Source organism: Stenotrophomonas sp. DDT-1 (assembly GCF_001580555.1).
Classification (GTDB): Bacteria; Pseudomonadota; Gammaproteobacteria; order Xanthomonadales; family Xanthomonadaceae; genus Stenotrophomonas; species Stenotrophomonas sepilia.
Genome location: NZ_LEKR01000043.1, coordinates 22,980 through 37,308 on the forward strand (window position 1 = coordinate 22,980; position 14,329 = coordinate 37,308).

General features: G+C 66.8%; 15 protein-coding genes and 4 tRNA genes. 12 read left to right on the forward strand and 7 right to left on the reverse strand.

The annotated features are described in order from the left end of the window. Window positions 1–153 precede the first annotated feature (153 nt). The 4 genes from panC to pcnB are packed head-to-tail and all read right to left on the reverse strand — an operon-like array spanning window position 154 to window position 3,708. Entirely contained in the window at window positions 154–993 is an 840-nt protein-coding gene (gene panC, locus AB839_RS17180; protein WP_061480289.1) for a pantoate--beta-alanine ligase, read from the reverse strand. After that, the gene (gene panB, locus AB839_RS17185) at window positions 990–1,805 is read right to left on the reverse strand and encodes a 3-methyl-2-oxobutanoate hydroxymethyltransferase (RefSeq protein ID WP_061480290.1); all 816 of its coding nucleotides are present in this window, start codon (window positions 1,803–1,805) and stop codon (window positions 990–992) included. The genes panC and panB overlap by 4 nt, the downstream gene beginning before the upstream one ends. 34 nt (window positions 1,806–1,839) lie before the next feature. Next, window positions 1,840–2,325: a 2-amino-4-hydroxy-6-hydroxymethyldihydropteridine diphosphokinase gene (gene folK, locus AB839_RS17190; RefSeq protein WP_061480291.1), complete on the reverse strand. Its 486-nt coding sequence runs from the start codon at window positions 2,323–2,325 to the stop codon at window positions 1,840–1,842. Window positions 2,326–2,328: 3 nt separating this feature from the next. Beyond that, the gene (gene pcnB, locus AB839_RS17195) at window positions 2,329–3,708 is read right to left on the reverse strand and encodes a polynucleotide adenylyltransferase PcnB (RefSeq protein WP_181357839.1); all 1,380 of its coding nucleotides are present in this window, start codon (window positions 3,706–3,708) and stop codon (window positions 2,329–2,331) included. 46 nt (window positions 3,709–3,754) lie between these two features. Here pcnB and AB839_RS17200 point away from each other — a divergent pair. Beyond that, window positions 3,755–3,829 (forward strand) — tRNA-Glu (locus tag AB839_RS17200). A 537-nt stretch (window positions 3,830–4,366) separates the two neighbouring features. Here AB839_RS17200 and AB839_RS17205 read toward each other — a convergent pair. Beyond that, on the reverse strand, window positions 4,367–5,791 hold the full coding sequence (locus AB839_RS17205) for a sugar porter family MFS transporter (RefSeq protein WP_061480292.1): 1,425 nt from the start codon (window positions 5,789–5,791) through the stop codon (window positions 4,367–4,369). Between the two features lie 194 nt (window positions 5,792–5,985). Here AB839_RS17205 and fdxA point away from each other — a divergent pair, with 194 nt between their 5' ends. Next, on the forward strand, window positions 5,986–6,309 hold the full coding sequence (gene fdxA, locus AB839_RS17210; RefSeq protein ID WP_005409054.1) for a ferredoxin FdxA: 324 nt from the start codon (window positions 5,986–5,988) through the stop codon (window positions 6,307–6,309). 169 nt (window positions 6,310–6,478) lie between these two features. Here fdxA and AB839_RS17215 read toward each other — a convergent pair whose 3' ends face one another. Both AB839_RS17215 and dapA read right to left on the reverse strand, forming a co-directional pair. Then, window positions 6,479–6,994 carry a hypothetical protein gene (locus AB839_RS17215; RefSeq protein ID WP_061480293.1) on the reverse strand — a complete coding sequence of 172 codons (516 nt, stop codon included), beginning with the start codon at window positions 6,992–6,994 and terminating at the stop codon, window positions 6,479–6,481. 32 nt (window positions 6,995–7,026) lie between these two features. Further along, entirely contained in the window at window positions 7,027–7,920 is an 894-nt protein-coding gene (gene dapA, locus AB839_RS17220; protein WP_061480294.1) for a 4-hydroxy-tetrahydrodipicolinate synthase, read from the reverse strand. A gap of 164 nt (window positions 7,921–8,084) precedes the next feature. Between dapA and AB839_RS17225 the strand changes: the two genes are divergently transcribed. From AB839_RS17225 to AB839_RS17270, 10 genes are all read left to right on the forward strand, one after another. After that, window positions 8,085–8,645 carry a glycine cleavage system protein R gene (locus AB839_RS17225; RefSeq protein WP_005409051.1) on the forward strand — a complete coding sequence of 187 codons (561 nt, stop codon included), beginning with the start codon at window positions 8,085–8,087 and terminating at the stop codon, window positions 8,643–8,645. 79 nt (window positions 8,646–8,724) lie between these two features. After that, on the forward strand, window positions 8,725–9,204 hold the full coding sequence (locus AB839_RS17230; protein WP_005416113.1) for a peroxiredoxin: 480 nt from the start codon (window positions 8,725–8,727) through the stop codon (window positions 9,202–9,204). A gap of 84 nt (window positions 9,205–9,288) precedes the next feature. Further along, complete coding sequence (locus tag AB839_RS17235) at window positions 9,289–10,689, forward strand: PhoH family protein (RefSeq protein WP_005409049.1); 1,401 nt, start codon at window positions 9,289–9,291, stop codon at window positions 10,687–10,689. Beyond that, entirely contained in the window at window positions 10,686–11,192 is a 507-nt protein-coding gene (locus AB839_RS17240; protein ID WP_061480295.1) for a hypothetical protein, read from the forward strand. Before AB839_RS17235 ends, AB839_RS17240 begins: the two co-directional genes overlap by 4 nt. A gap of 12 nt (window positions 11,193–11,204) precedes the next feature. Next, on the forward strand, window positions 11,205–11,873 hold the full coding sequence (locus AB839_RS17245) for a YoaK family protein (RefSeq protein ID WP_061480296.1): 669 nt from the start codon (window positions 11,205–11,207) through the stop codon (window positions 11,871–11,873). 107 nt (window positions 11,874–11,980) lie between these two features. Beyond that, the gene (gene thiD, locus AB839_RS17250; RefSeq protein ID WP_049412883.1) at window positions 11,981–12,790 is read left to right on the forward strand and encodes a bifunctional hydroxymethylpyrimidine kinase/phosphomethylpyrimidine kinase; all 810 of its coding nucleotides are present in this window, start codon (window positions 11,981–11,983) and stop codon (window positions 12,788–12,790) included. Further along, window positions 12,787–13,713: an alpha/beta fold hydrolase gene (locus AB839_RS17255; RefSeq protein ID WP_061480297.1), complete on the forward strand. Its 927-nt coding sequence runs from the start codon at window positions 12,787–12,789 to the stop codon at window positions 13,711–13,713. The genes thiD and AB839_RS17255 overlap by 4 nt, the downstream gene beginning before the upstream one ends. Beyond that, window positions 13,704–13,780: transfer RNA gene (locus AB839_RS17260), tRNA-Arg, on the forward strand. Before AB839_RS17255 ends, AB839_RS17260 begins: the two co-directional genes overlap by 10 nt. 58 nt (window positions 13,781–13,838) lie before the next feature. Beyond that, window positions 13,839–13,915 (forward strand) — tRNA-Arg (locus AB839_RS17265). Window positions 13,916–13,947: 32 nt separating this feature from the next. Then, window positions 13,948–14,024 (forward strand) — tRNA-Arg (locus AB839_RS17270). Window positions 14,025–14,329: the final 305 nt, after the last annotated feature.

The following is a 14,329-nucleotide window of genomic DNA, read 5'->3' on the forward strand; positions in this document are numbered from 1 at the left end:
TGCAACGGCAAAGGAAAGAGCGGATTCTAGCACCCGCACAGCGCGGGGCATTACCGCCGGCAACCTGTTCAGGTAGGCGGTGAAACCGGGGGCGGATCCCTTTTCCCCTGGGAAAGGGATCTGACCCCATGCATCGCGCGGCACCGCCGGAACTCAGAACTCCAGGTTGTCGATCAGCCGGGTGGTACCCAGCCGCGCGGCGATCAGCGCCACCCGGCCGCCGCCGTCGAAGGTCGGCTCGGCCAGCTCCGGAGTGCGCAGCACCGCGTAGTCAACCTGGAAACCGGCCGCCTGCAATGCGGCAGTGGCCTCGGCCTCGATGCGTTCACGTGCCTGCCCGGCCACGTAGCCTTCGCGCATGCCCAGCAGGGTCCGGTGGATGGTGGTCGCGACCGGACGCTGTTCGGCGCTCAGGTACTGGTTGCGCGAGCTCTTGGCCAGGCCGTCCTCGTCGCGCACGATCTCGGCGCCGACGATCTGGACCGGGAACGACAGCTCGGCCACCATCTGCTTGATCACGGCCAGCTGCTGGTAGTCCTTGCGACCGAACACGGCCACGTCCGGCTGCACCTGCAGGAACAGGCGTGCCACCACCGTGCAGACGCCATCGAAGTGCCCCGGACGGCTCGCACCTTCCAGCACTTCACTCACGCCCGGCGCGTGCATGCGCGTGGTCTTGTCCACGCCCAGCGGGTACATCGCCTCGACGCTGGGCAGCCACACCGCATCGCAGCCTGCCTGCTCCAGCCCGGCCACGTCGGCCTCGGGCGTGCGCGGGTAGCGGCTGAAGTCCTCGTTCGGCCCGAACTGGGTCGGGTTGACGAAGATGCTCGCCACCACCTTGTCGGCGTACTGGCGGGCCAGGGCCACCAGCGAATGGTGGCCCCCATGCAGGTTGCCCATGGTCGGCACCAGCGCCACGCGCAGGCCCTCGCGCTTCCACTGGGCGATCTGCCCGCGCAGCGCGCCGAGCTCGTTGAAGGTCTGGATCATTGGGCGTAGGCGTGCTGTTCGTCGGGGAAGCTGCCATCGCGCACGGCGTCGGCAAACGCGCGGGTGGCACCGGCCACCGAGCCGCCTTCGGCAAGGAAATCCTTGACGAACTTGGGACGGCGATGGCCACTGTCCAGGCCGAGGAAATCGTGCAGCACCAGCACCTGGCCATCGCACTGCGGGCCAGCACCGATACCGATGGTCGGCACATCCACCGCAGCGGTCACTTCGGCGGCGACGGGGGTCGGCACGCATTCGAGCACCATGATGCTGGCGCCTGCGGCGGCCACCGCCCTGGCATCCTCCACCAGCTGGCGCGCAGCATCGCCGCGGCCCTGGATCTTGAAGCCGCCCAGGCGCAGCACCGATTGCGGGGTCAGGCCCAGGTGCGCGCAGACCGGAATCTCGCGCTCGACCAGGTAGCGGATGATGTCGACCTTGAAGCCGGCACCTTCGATCTTGACCATCTCGGCACCGGCCTGCAGCAGCTGCAGCGATGCATCCAGCGCGCGTTCCGGGGTGGCGTCGGCGCCGAACGGCAGGTCGGCCACCAGCAGCGCTCGCTGCAGTACGCGGGCCACGGCGCGGGTGTGGTAGACCATGTCGGCCACGGTCACCGGCAAGGTCGAATCATGGCCCTGCACGACCATGCCCAGCGAATCACCGATCAGGATCAGATCAATGCCATTCGCGTCGAAAGTGCGGGCGAAGCCAGCGTCGTAGGCGGTCAACATGACCAGCTTCTGGCCATTGCGCTTGGCCTCGGCCAGGGCGGGAACGGTCCAGGGCTTGCTGTCTGCGTGGGTGCTCATGTGCTGATAACCGGGGGAGATAACCCGGTCATTATCACCCTATCGGCGCAATCCCGCAGGCATCCACCCGCACCACTGCATCCCGCACGCTGCCATGACCGGGAATGGCCAGATCAGGCGCGATTTCGGCCAGCGGCACCAACACGAAGGCGCGCTCGTGCAGGTAGGGATGGGGTACCTGCAGACCGGGCTGATCGAGGACCTGCGTGCCATACAGCAGCAGGTCCAGGTCCAGCGCGCGCGGCCCCCAGTGCACCGCCGGATCGCGCACGCGGCCAAAGCCCCGCTCCAGCGCCAGCATCGCCTGCAGCAACTCATCGGCCGGCAAGGTGGTTTCGACCGCAGCCACGGCATTGACGAACGGCGGCTGGTCTTCATTGCCCCAGGCCGGCGTTGCATAGAGCCGCGAGGCCTGTCGCAGGCGCGTTCCCGGCAGGCCATCCAGCGCGGCAATCGCCGCGCCCACGGTCGCGGCCGCGTCGCCAAGGTTGGCGCCGAGGCCGATCCAGGCGAGGGTCATCGCTTACTCGCCCGCCGCAGCAGCACCGGGACGTCGACGGCGACGGCGGCGCTTGCGCGGTGCCCCGCTCTCGTCATCGCCGTCTTCACTGTGCATCGCATCCAGCGACGACTCCAGCTCGCGACCGGACTGCGCCTGTGCTTCGCGCCAGAACTCGACATCCACTGCATGCTCGGACGAAGCGACCTGGCGCAGGCTGAGGAAATCGAACGCGGCGCGGAAGCGCGGGTGGGTCAGGGTACGGAACACGCGCTTGCGCTGGCGCGAGCTGAAGCGCGACTGCAGCAGCCAGATCTCCTGCATCGGCAGCGAGAAGCGGCGCGGCAGCGCGATGGTGCTGAGCTGCTGCACGGTGACCCGGTCGGCGGCGCGGCGCTGCGCCTCTTCCGGTGCCACCCCCTGCTTGAGCAGGGTCGCCTGTGCGCGGCAGAACGCCGGCCACAGCAGCAACGCGAACAGGAACGCCGGCGAGACCGGCTCGTCGTTGGCCACGCGGACATCGGTGTTGGCCAGGCCTTCGACCAGCATGCGGCGCAGCGCGCCGGTGCGGTTGGACTTCAGCGCCTTGGCGCTCTCCGGGAACAGCACGTCCAGCAGGCCGTAACGCTCAAGGCCTTCGAAGCTGGCCACACCGTGCCCGGACAGGAACAGCTTGAGCACTTCCTCGAACAGGCGCGCCGGCGCGGCTTCATTGAGCAGGCCGGCCAGGTGCGGGATGGGCGCAGCGGTCCCCTCTTCGATCTGGAAGCCGAGCTTGGCCGCCAGGCGCACCGCACGCAGCATGCGCACCGGGTCTTCCCGATAACGCTGCTCGGGATCGCCGATCAGCTTCATCAGGCGCGCCTGGACGTCTTCGAAGCCGCCGGTGTAATCACGCACCGAGAAGTCCTCGATGGCGTAGTACAGGGCGTTGCAGGTGAAGTCGCGGCGGATGGCGTCGTCTTCGATGGTGCCGTACACGTTGTCGCGCACGAGCATGCCGTTTTCCATCTCGCGGTCGCCGCTGCCGTCATCGCTGTTGGCACGGAAGGTGGCGACTTCGATGATTTCGCGGCCGAACACTACGTGGGCGAGGCGGAACCGACGACCGATCAGGCGGCAGTTGCGGAACAGCTGCTTGACCTGTTCGGGCGTGGCATCGGTGGCCACGTCGAAATCCTTGGGTTGGCCATTGACCAGCAGGTCACGCACCGCGCCGCCGACAAGGTAGGCGCCGAAGCCGGCATCGCGCAGGCGATAAAGCACGCGCAGGGCGTTCGGGCTGATGTCCTTGCGGGAGATCGTGTGCTGGTCGCGCGGGATGACGCGCAGGCTGAACGGTGATGTAGCAGGGGAAATGATGTTGGCGCTTCCGGTTGAAGTTTCGGGATTGCCCAATGGCATCGAGGTGCATATACTAGCGCTCCTGCCTCGGCAGCGACACAGTTACGCTCCCTTCGTCTAGTGGTTAGGACGTGGCCCTCTCAAGGCTAAAACAGGGGTTCGAGTCCCCTAGGGAGCGCCAGTCGCCGCAGCAGGAACCGAAAAAGCCCGCCTCGTGCGGGCTTTTCTGTTTTCCGGGGTTTGCATTGGCATCGGTCGGCCTGGTCGCAGTAGCGCCTCCCTGTCCCTGCGCGGGAGGGGGCGGGCCACCCTGGCCTGGACACGCAAAAGCCCATCCATGGTGCTCGATGGCGCCTTGCTCGCGTGCGCTGTCCTGCGCACGCGGCAAGACCAGGGTTGGGCTCCTGCCCAACCCGTCGGGCGCATGCGCCCAACCCATGGCGCCAACGGTCCAGGCCAGGGTGGCCCGCCCCCTCCTGACAGTTTCCCGCGACGGCGGCACGAACAGCCTCGCTCCTCCGCAGCCAATTCAATCCCGACGCGCAGACCTGCGTCCGCCACCCGCAATGTGTCGAGAGGCTGCAGGCCAGCCGATCCAGGACCGTTGGCGCCATGGATGGCGCCATCGAGCCCCATGGATGGGTTTACGGCGTGTCCTGGATCGGCTGGCCTGCAGCCTCCCCACGGAGAAAGGAGGCGCTGAAACACGGGCCGGCCGTCAGCCTTCCATCTGCTCCAGCTCCTTGCCCTTGGTCTCGCGCACGTAGCGGACCACGAAGACGATCGAGAGGATCGCCGCGACGGCGTAGATGCCATAGGCGCCGGCCAGGCCGATGCCGGCCAGCAGCATCGGGAACGTCACGGTGATCGCGAAGTTCGAGGTCCATTGCGCCGCACCCGCCACCGCCAGCGCCGGGCCGCGGATCTGGTTGGGGAACATCTCGCCCAGCATCACCCACATCACCGGGCCCCAGGACATGTTGAAGAACACCACGTAGACGTTGGCTGCCACCAGCGCCAGCCGCCCCATGCCATCGGACAGCTGCAGGCGCCCATCGACAAGGCTGCCGCTGGCAAACGCCGCCACCATCAGCACCAGCGCCACCGACATGCCGACCGAGCCGATCCACAGCAGCGGCCTGCGCCCGATGCGGTCGATCAGCAGTACCGTCAGCAGGCAGGCACCGATGCTCAGCGCGCCGGACAACACGTTGATCAGCAGCGCGTCGCTTTCCGAGAAACCCACCGCCTGCCACAGCACCGCGCCGTAGTAGAACACCACGTTGATGCCGACCAGCTGCTGGAACATGGCCAGGCCGATACCCACCCAGAGGATCGGGCGCAGCTTGCCGGTGGCCTTGTTGCGCAGGTCGCCGAAGCGCGGCTTGTGCTGGTCCTGGGCCAGGCTGGCTTCGATCTCGGCCTGCTTGGCGGTGGCCGCGGCCTCGCCGTACAGCCGCGCCAGCACCGCCCTCGCCTGCCCCTGGCGCCCCTTCAACACCAGGAAACGGGGGCTTTCCGGGATCACCAGCAACAACAGCAGGAACAGCGCCGAGGGCAGCGCCTGCATCCAGAACATCCAGCGCCAGGCCTCATGGCCCAGCCACAGGGGCGCGGTCGAGGCGCCGGCGGCACGCGCCAGCAGGTAATTGCTGAGGAAGGCCGCAAACAAACCGCAGATGATCGCCATCTGCTGCACCGTGGCCAGCCGGCCGCGGTAACGCGCCGAGGCGACTTCGGCGATGTAGGCCGGTGACATCACGCTGGCCGCGCCCACCGCGAAACCGCCCAGCACGCGGGCGGCGATGAACAGCCAGGACGCGTGGGCCGCGCCGGCACCGAGCGCCGAGACAAGGAACATCAGCGCGGACACGATCAGGACACCGCGGCGCCCCAGGCGATCACCCAGCCACCCGGCCAGGAAGGCGCCGATCGCGCAGCCCAGCAGCATCGAGGCGACTTCGAAACCGAGCGCCGCCTCACTGGAGTTGAAGGCCTGGCGGAGGCCATCGACCGTGCCATTGATGACACCACTGTCGAAACCGAACAGGAATCCACCAAGGGTGGCCACGCAGCTGATCAGGACGATGAATGCAGTGTTCTCACCGCCCTGGGGCGCGGTGCTGGGCTGGGTTTGGGACATGGACGATCCTGCTGGGAAGGGAGTCCGGCCACGGTGGGCGACCGAGTGCCCCGCAGCGTCGCACAGCCCCCGCCGTGCCGCCAATGACTCTCACGGTCGCGCCTGCCAGACGCCCGTTTTCCGCCCCGCGCCGACACCGGGGGCCAACCTGTTCTAGAATTGGCGGGTTCAGGAATCGATCCACCCCCAAGCCCATGCCCTTTGTCGTCACCGAAAACTGCATCAAGTGCAAACACACCGATTGCGTGGAAGTGTGCCCCGTGGATTGCTTCCACGAAGGCCCGAACTTCCTGGTGATCGACCCGGATGAGTGCATCGACTGCACCCTCTGCGAGCCGGAGTGCCCGGTCAATGCGATCTTCCCGGAGGACGATGTTCCTGCCGGACAGGAAGGCTTCGTTGCCCTCAACGCCGAGCTGGCGAAGGAGTGGCCGGTGCTGACCGTGCGCAAGGACCCGCCCGCCGACGCCGGCGAATGGGATGGCAAGCCGGACAAGCTGAAGCTGCTGGAGCGCTGAGAAGCGCCTGCTGCGACAACGAAAAAGGGCGCCTTGGGCGCCCTTTTCCATTTCCGGTAGCGCCGGGCCATGCCCGGCGGATCCTGGGCCGCGCTTCGAGCTCGCCGGGCATGGCCCGGCGCTACCCAAGGCAGGGGCGGACCAAGGCCCGCAGCCACCCGACCAGCCCTTACTGGGCGAGCTTCGCCTTCAGTGCGGCGATCAGCTTCACCGGCGCTTCGGCGGTGGCCGGCAGGCCACGCGGGTCAACCGCGGAGATGTAGGCGCCGGCATCGACGGCCACTACGCGGACCAGGAAGTTGCTGCCCTCGTAGGCCACGTCGTACGAACCCAGCAACTGCGCGCGGCTGGCGATGGTCACGCCGTCCACGCCTTCCAGCGCGGTACCGACCTTGGCGAAGGCTTCATCCTTGCCACCGGCAATGGTGAAACCGGTGCTGCCGGCTGCCGGAGCCGCAGCAACCGGCGCCGCCGGCTTGGTGGCCGAGGCCAACGTCGGCACCTTGTTGTCGGTGGTGGCATTGGGCAGGTTCAGGTCCGGCGGCACTTCCAGCGGACGCATTTCCGGGGCCAGGGCGTAGTCGCCCTTGGCGCCGCGCTTGAAGCAGCCGGTGGTGCCGGCAGCGACCGCCACAGCAAGCAGGGCATAGGACAGCACGCGGACGGTGGAAACGGATTGACGCATGTGAATCTCCTGGGTCAGACCAAGACGGAAGGTCAGTGGCTGGAAAGGGCTTCGAGGGCGGCGATGTCGCCGGCAAGATGGTCGGCAGCCGGATGATGCGCTGCCGACAACGGCAGCAGTGGCAGGCGCAGGTCGTGACCGATGCCGATGCGGCGCAGCAGCGCCTTGACCGGGATCGGGTTCGGTTCGACGCCGCAGAAATCATGGAAGGGATGCAGGCGCGCATCCCACGACGCGGTGGCTTCGTGGTCGTGTGCGGCGGCCAGCTCGCACATCCGGCGGTAGGCACCGGGAAGCACGTTGGAACCCACTGAGATCAGGCCGTCGATACCGGCCTGGATCGAACGCGCGGCCGTACCGTCGTCACCGCTGAGCACGGCGAACTGTGGGCTGCGCAGAGCGAGCAGCGCCTGCACCCGGCCGGTGTCACCCACCGCCTCCTTGATGCCGACGATGTTGGGGTGGCTGGCCAGCTCGGCCACGGTCTCAGGCTGCATGTCGCAACCGGTACGGCCGGGCACGTTGTACAGCACGACCGGCAGCCCGCCCTGGTCGGCCACCGCACGGTAGTGCGCGATCAGGCCGGCCTGGGTGGGGCGCACGTACGGCGGCGTGACCACCAGCGCGTGGCTGGCGCCGAGGGCGGCGGCACGACGGGTCTGTTCGATGGTCTTGGCAGTGCCCGAAAGACCGGTACCGGCCATGACCGGAATGCGGCCGCCGATGCGCTCGACCGCGCTGGCCAGCAGCAGGTCGTACTCGGCGTCGGTGAGGGTTGCCGCTTCGCCGGTAGAGCCGGCTACGACAACACCATGGACGCCACCTTCCAGTTGCAGATGCAGCAGGCGCTGCCAACCGTCGGGATCGAGGGCGCCGTCGGCCCGGAACGGGGTCGCCAGCGCGGTGATGAGGCCGGAAAGGGACAAGGACGTGCTGCTCTTGGCTGGGAAGGGAAAACGCCCGCCACGAAAGGCCGGGGGCGACTTGAATGTTACTTGCGGCGCGAAAGCACGGGCAAGTATGCTGGACACCGGTGGATCCCCGCCTCTGGCGGGCATTCAGACTAACGCATGCATTACCCGGAATCGCCTTGACCGACACCACCCCGCGCCCCGCGCCGAGCGAAAACCACCTCCTGATCAACGCCTATACGACGCATCCGGAGTCCCCCCTGCTGTCCGTCACCCGCCGCATCGCCGACAGCGGCTGCAATCTGGTGGATGCACGCCTGGCCACGGTCGGCCGCGATGTCTCGGTCACCGCCCTGGCCACCGGCTCCTGGGACTCGGTGGCCAAGCTTGAGGCGATGCTGACCCGGCTGGAGCGCGAGGAAGGCCTGAAGCTGGTCTGGTACCGCACCGCCGCCAAGCAGGCGCAGTCCAACCTGCTGCCGTACATCGTCGAAGTGATCGCCGCCGACAAGCCGGGCATCCTGTTCCAGCTGGCCGACTTCTTCGACCGCCAGGGCATCACCATCGAGAACCTGCAGAGCACGCGCTACCGCGCCATGCAGACCGGCGCGGAAATGTTCAGCGCACAGGTCACCATCGGCGTGCCGGCCAACATGCATATCGCCGCGCTGCGCGACGATTTCCTCGAGTTCTGCGACCACCTGAACCTGGACGCGATCATGGATCCGATGAAGTTCTGATTCTTCGCGCGTCTCTCACGGGCGCGTGGCGTTTCATGTAGCTGTAATGGCAAGAACCCAGGCTCGACAGAAGGACCTCATGAACAACGGCGACACCCTGGACAGCACCACCCTCTCCCTGCCGCTGGCCCTGTCCGGCGGCGACCAGGCCACCCTCGGCGACTATGCCGGCCAATGGCTGGTGCTGTACTTCTATCCCAAGGACAGCACCCCGGGCTGCACCACCGAAGGCATCGACTTCAACGCCCTGCTGCCGAAGTTCAGGAAAGCCGGCGCCGTCGTGCTGGGCGTCTCGCGCGACTCGGTGAAGTCGCACGACAACTTCTGTGCCAAGCAGGGCTTCAATTTCCCGCTGGTCAGCGATGGCGACGAAGCGCTGTGCACCGCCTTCGACGTGATCAGGATGAAGAACATGTACGGCAAGCAGGTACGTGGCATCGAACGCAGCACCTTCCTGATTTCCCCCGACAGCCGCATCGTGCAGTCCTGGCGCAAGGTCAAGGTTGCCGGCCATGCCGATGCCGTTCTCGCCGAACTGAAGGCCTCCCAGTCCAAGTGAGTCCCACTGCCTACTGTGTCTGCCATCACCCTGCCCCGCAGCAGGCCGTGGTGGTTTTTCCCTGTCCGTAACCAGGAATCGACGATGACCCGAGGCAAGCGCATCTACGTGCTGGATACCAACGTGCTGATGCACGATCCGACCGCGCTGTTCAAATTCGAGGAGCACGACATCTACCTGCCCATGCAGGTGATCGAGGAGCTGGACAACGGCAAGAAGGGCACCTCCGAAGCGAGCCGCAACGCCCGCCAGGTGAGCCGCTTCCTCAACGAGCTGGTACAGGAATCCGGCCTGGACAACCTGGCCGACGGCATTCCGCTGCAGCGCCCCAACGGCCTGCAGCTGCGCGGCAAGCAGAGCGCCGGCAAGCTGCGCTTCCAGACCAGCCATTTCGACGCGGGCAAGAGCTTTGGCAAGGTCATTCCGGACAATGCCATCCTCGGCGCGATCCTGGCCCTGAAGGAAGAAACCCCCGACCTGCCGGTGGTGTTCGTCTCCAAGGACATCAATCTGCGGATCAAGGCCGCCATCGCCGGCATCGTGTCCGAGGACTACGAGAACGATCGCGCGCTGGACGATTTCAGCCTGCTCTACACCGGCGCTACCGAGCTGCCGGAAGACTTCTGGAAACGCCACGGCGACGACCTGCGCAGCTGGAGCGACAAGGGCCGCTCGCATTACGAAATCCAGGCGCAGGACGGCGAGGAGTGGTATCCGAACCAGTACGTCTACCTGCCGGGCGAGGATGAAGTCGAGCTGCGCGTCAGCCGCGTGGTCGGCGATGGCAAGGTGGTGCTGTCGCTGGTCGATGATTTCCGCCACGGCAGCCACGCCGTGTGGGGCATCAGCGCACGCAACCGCGAGCAGAACTTCGCCCTCAACGCACTGATGGACCCGGAGATCGACTTTGTCACGCTGCTGGGCACCGCCGGCACCGGCAAGACCCTGCTGGCACTGGCCGCCGGCCTGGCGCAGACAATGGACCAGCAGCGCTACCGCGAGATCATCATGACCCGCGCCACGGTCAGCGTCGGCGAAGACATCGGCTTCCTGCCCGGTACCGAGGAAGAGAAGATGACGCCGTGGATGGGCGCGTTGACCGACAACCTGGAAGTGCTCACGCACAACCAGGAAGGCGGCACATGGGGCCGCCAGGCCACCAACGACCTGCTGGCCAGCCGCATCAAGATCCGCTCGATGAACTTCATGCGCGGCCGCACCTTCCTGTCGCGCTACCTGATCCTGGACGAGGCGCAGAACCTCACCCCCAAGCAGATGAAGACGCTGATCACCCGCGCCGGCCCCGGCACCAAGATCGTGTGCCTGGGCAACGTCGAGCAGATCGACACCCCGTACCTGACCGAGACCACTTCGGGCCTGACCTACGCGGTGGACCGCTTCAAGAACTGGCCGCATAGTGCGCACATCACCCTGCGCCGTGGCGAGCGTTCGCGCCTGGCCGATTACGCTTCGGAGGTGTTGTGAACCGCTGCACGCGCCTGTTGTTGCCCACGGCTGCGATCACCCTCGCCGCCGTGCTCGGTGCCTGTACGACCACGCGCGGCCCGGCCAGCGTGCCCACCGCCGAGCGCACCGGCCAGTCCTGGGTGGTCACCCGCCCGATCATCGCCGCGCAGGTGCTCGACACCTGCTCGCGCCCCAGCCCCGGCCGCGAGGCCGGGCGGGTGTCGGGCTACTGGGCGCCCAGCCGGCAGCAGGTCGACCAGCTGGAGGCGAAGCTGTCGTCGCTGGAAGCGCAGGTCCCGAAGGTGCTGGGCTTCGACCGCCAGTACGTCGGCATCGAAAGCGCCGGCAAGCGGCTGATCTACATCAACGCCTTCCACCTGCCCGACGACAGCGGCATCAATCCGGCCCGCGAAGCGATCCGCGTCTGCGATGGCGGCGCACAGTTCTGGGGCGCCGTGTTCGACCCGGCCAGCAACACCTTCAGCGGGCTGCAGTTCAACGGCGGCTTCGGCGGGCCCTGAGGGGCCTCGCCGATGGGAATACGCCTGCCCACCTGGGTCTGGATCGGCGCGGTCGCACTCTCGTGCGTGGCCGGCATGGTCAACGTGGTCGGCTTCCTCGGGTTCGAGCATCAGGCGGTCAGCCACATGACCGGCAGCACCAGCCAGCTCGGCATGGCATTGGCCCAGGGCGACTGGCGCGCGGTCGGCCACCTGTGGGGCCTGCTGATCGCGTTCTCGCTGGGCGCGATGCTCAGCGGCCTGCTGATCCAGGACAGCACCCTGCAGCTGGGCCGGCGCTACGGCGTGGCACTGGCGCTGGAATCGGCTCTTTTGCTGGTGGCCATTCCGCTGTTTGAAGAGCACCAGATCTGGGGCGCACTGGCGGCCGCCATGGCCTGCGGCCTGCAGAATGCAATGGCTACGACCTTCAGCGGCGCGGTGGTACGCACCACCCATCTCAGCGGCATGTTCACCGATCTCGGCATCGGCCTGGGCCACCTGCTGCGCGGGCTGCCGCTGCAGGTACGACGACTGACCCTCAGCGGCCTGATCATCAGTGGCTTCCTCGGCGGCGGCGTGATCGGCGCCTGGCTGTTCGTGCGCTGGCAGTACGACGCCCTGCTTGCTCCCGCCCTGCTCACCGGCCTGACCGGCCTGGGCTATGTGGTGTACCAGCAGTGGGCGCGTTGGCGGCATTGAGGGCCGCGCTGCGGGGGTCAGATCCCTTTTCCTGCGGAAAAGGGATCTGACCCCATCTACCGGCAGTGACGCTACCGCCTTTGCGGTGACCACGGCACAATCGCCTGATGAGCCCGACCACTCCCGTATCCGCCCTCACCATCGCCGGCTCCGACTCCGGCGGTGGCGCAGGCATCCAGGCCGACCTGAAGGCCTTTGCAGCACATCGCGTGCACGGACTCTCCGCGATCGCCGCACTGACCGCACAGAACACCCGTGGCGTCATCGCCGTGCATGTGCCGCCGATCGATTTCCTGCGTGCACAACTGGATGCCTGCTTCGATGACTTCGACATCCATGCGGTGAAGCTCGGCATGCTGGCCAACACCGAAGTGATCAATGCCGTCGCAGATGCGTTGGAGCGCCATCGCCCACCACACGTGGTGCTGGACCCAGTGATGGTCGCGACCAGCGGCGCGCGCCTGCTGGAAGACAACGCTCTGCAGGCAATGCGTGAGCGGCTGATCCCGCTGGCCACGCTGATCACCCCGAACACGCCGGAAGCGGAGCTGCTGGCCGGACGGAAGATCGGGAACGGCGATGACGCCGAACAGGTGGCCTCCGCCCTGCTCGACCTGGGTGCCGGTGCGGTGCTGCTGAAAGGTGGCCACCTGCAGGAAGGCAACCGCGTAATCGACCGCTACTTCGACGGCGTCAGCAGCGAAGAATTCATCCACGCCCGCCTGCCGCTGGATGCGCACGGCACTGGCTGCACGCTGGCCTCGGCCATCGCCGCGCAGCTGTGCAACGGCCTGAGCCTGGCCAACGCCTGCGAAGCCGGCATCGACTACGTTGCGCGCGGCCTGCAGCAGGGCTATGCCCCCGGCCGCAGCGAGGTACTGGTGCTCGACCACTTCGGCGCGGCACCGCACGCATGAACCTGACGCCGGCCCTCCTTCCAGTGCAGTGCAACGACGGGCATCGCTACGAAGTGATGGCCTGCATGCCCGCACAGCCCATCGCCCGCTTGTTGTGGCTGCCAGCGCTGGGTGTGGCCGCGCGCCACTACCTGCCGCTGGCACAGGCGCTGGCAGCGAAGGGCGTGGCGGTCTACCTGCATGAGTGGCGCGGCAACGGCAGCAGCTCACTACGCCCGTCGCGCGCGCAGGACTGGGGCTATCGCGAGGTACTCGAGCAGGATCTGCCGGCCAGCCAAGCGGTCATGGCGGCCGCAGACGAGGAAGCAGGCCCCCTGCCCTGGATCATCGGTGGCCACAGCCTGGGCGGGCAGCTGGCCTGCGTGCACGCCGGCCGCAACCCTCTGCACTTCCATCACTTGTGGTTGGCGGCCAGCGGCTCACCGTTCTGGCGTGGATTCCCGCCACCGCGCGGCTGGCTGCTGCCACTGGTCTACCGCTTCCTGCCGTGGATCGCGCAGCGCCAGGGCGTGCTGCATGGCCGTCGTCTCGGCTTCGGTGGCACCGAAGCACGCGGACTGATCGCCGACTGGGCGCGCGTCGGCCTGAACAACCACTACGCTGCCGCGGGCATGGGTGAAGACCTCGACGCACAGATGACGCGCGTGCACGGCAGCGCACAGGCCGTACTGATGGAACACGACTGGTTGGCTCCGACCGGATCGATGCAGGCGTTGCTGGCAAAGCTGCCGAATGTGGACGCGAAGCTGCGCGTGCTGTCCGCGCAGGAACTGGGCACGCGCGCCGATCATTTCGCCTGGCTGAAGGCACCGGATGCCGTGGCGAACAGCTTTTTCATTCAGTTGGATGAAAATTTTCACAAAACTGTTGACGGTGTGCGCCGACATCCGCATAATTCCGCTCCTGTCGCAGGGCGCCCGTAGCTCAGTTGGATAGAGTACCTGGCTACGAACCAGGCGGTCGGGAGTTCGAATCTCTCCGGGCGCACCACTCGACAGGTTTTCAGCATCCTCCGCTGGAAATGTTTTAAAATTTGATTGTGTACCGCGCGCCCGTAGCTCAGTTGGATAGAGTACCTGGCTACGAACCAGGCGGTCGGGAGTTCGAATCTCTCCGGGCGCACCATACACAGTCGGCACAACAAGTTTATGTAATTGGCGCCCGTAGCTCAGTTGGATAGAGTACCTGGCTACGAACCAGGCGGTCGGGAGTTCGAATCTCTCCGGGCGCACCATTACACCGAAACAGCAGGCCTCGGCCTGCTGTTTTTTTATGTGTGTTTTTTCGGCAGGGCTGCGCCCTGCACCTGCAGATGCTTCAAGCCAAGGCAACGACAACGGCAACAGCAAAAGCTGGCATTCCGTGCTTTGGCGGGGCGGTGTCGGAGTGCGGGGACGCCGCAAGTACGTCCATGTAGGCTTGGCAGCCGCTTGCTCGTGTGCGCTTTCCTGCGCACACGGCAAGACCGGGGTTGGGCGTCCTGCCCAACCCGCCCGAGGCATGCCTCGGGCCCATGCGGCTGACACCCCGCACTCCGAC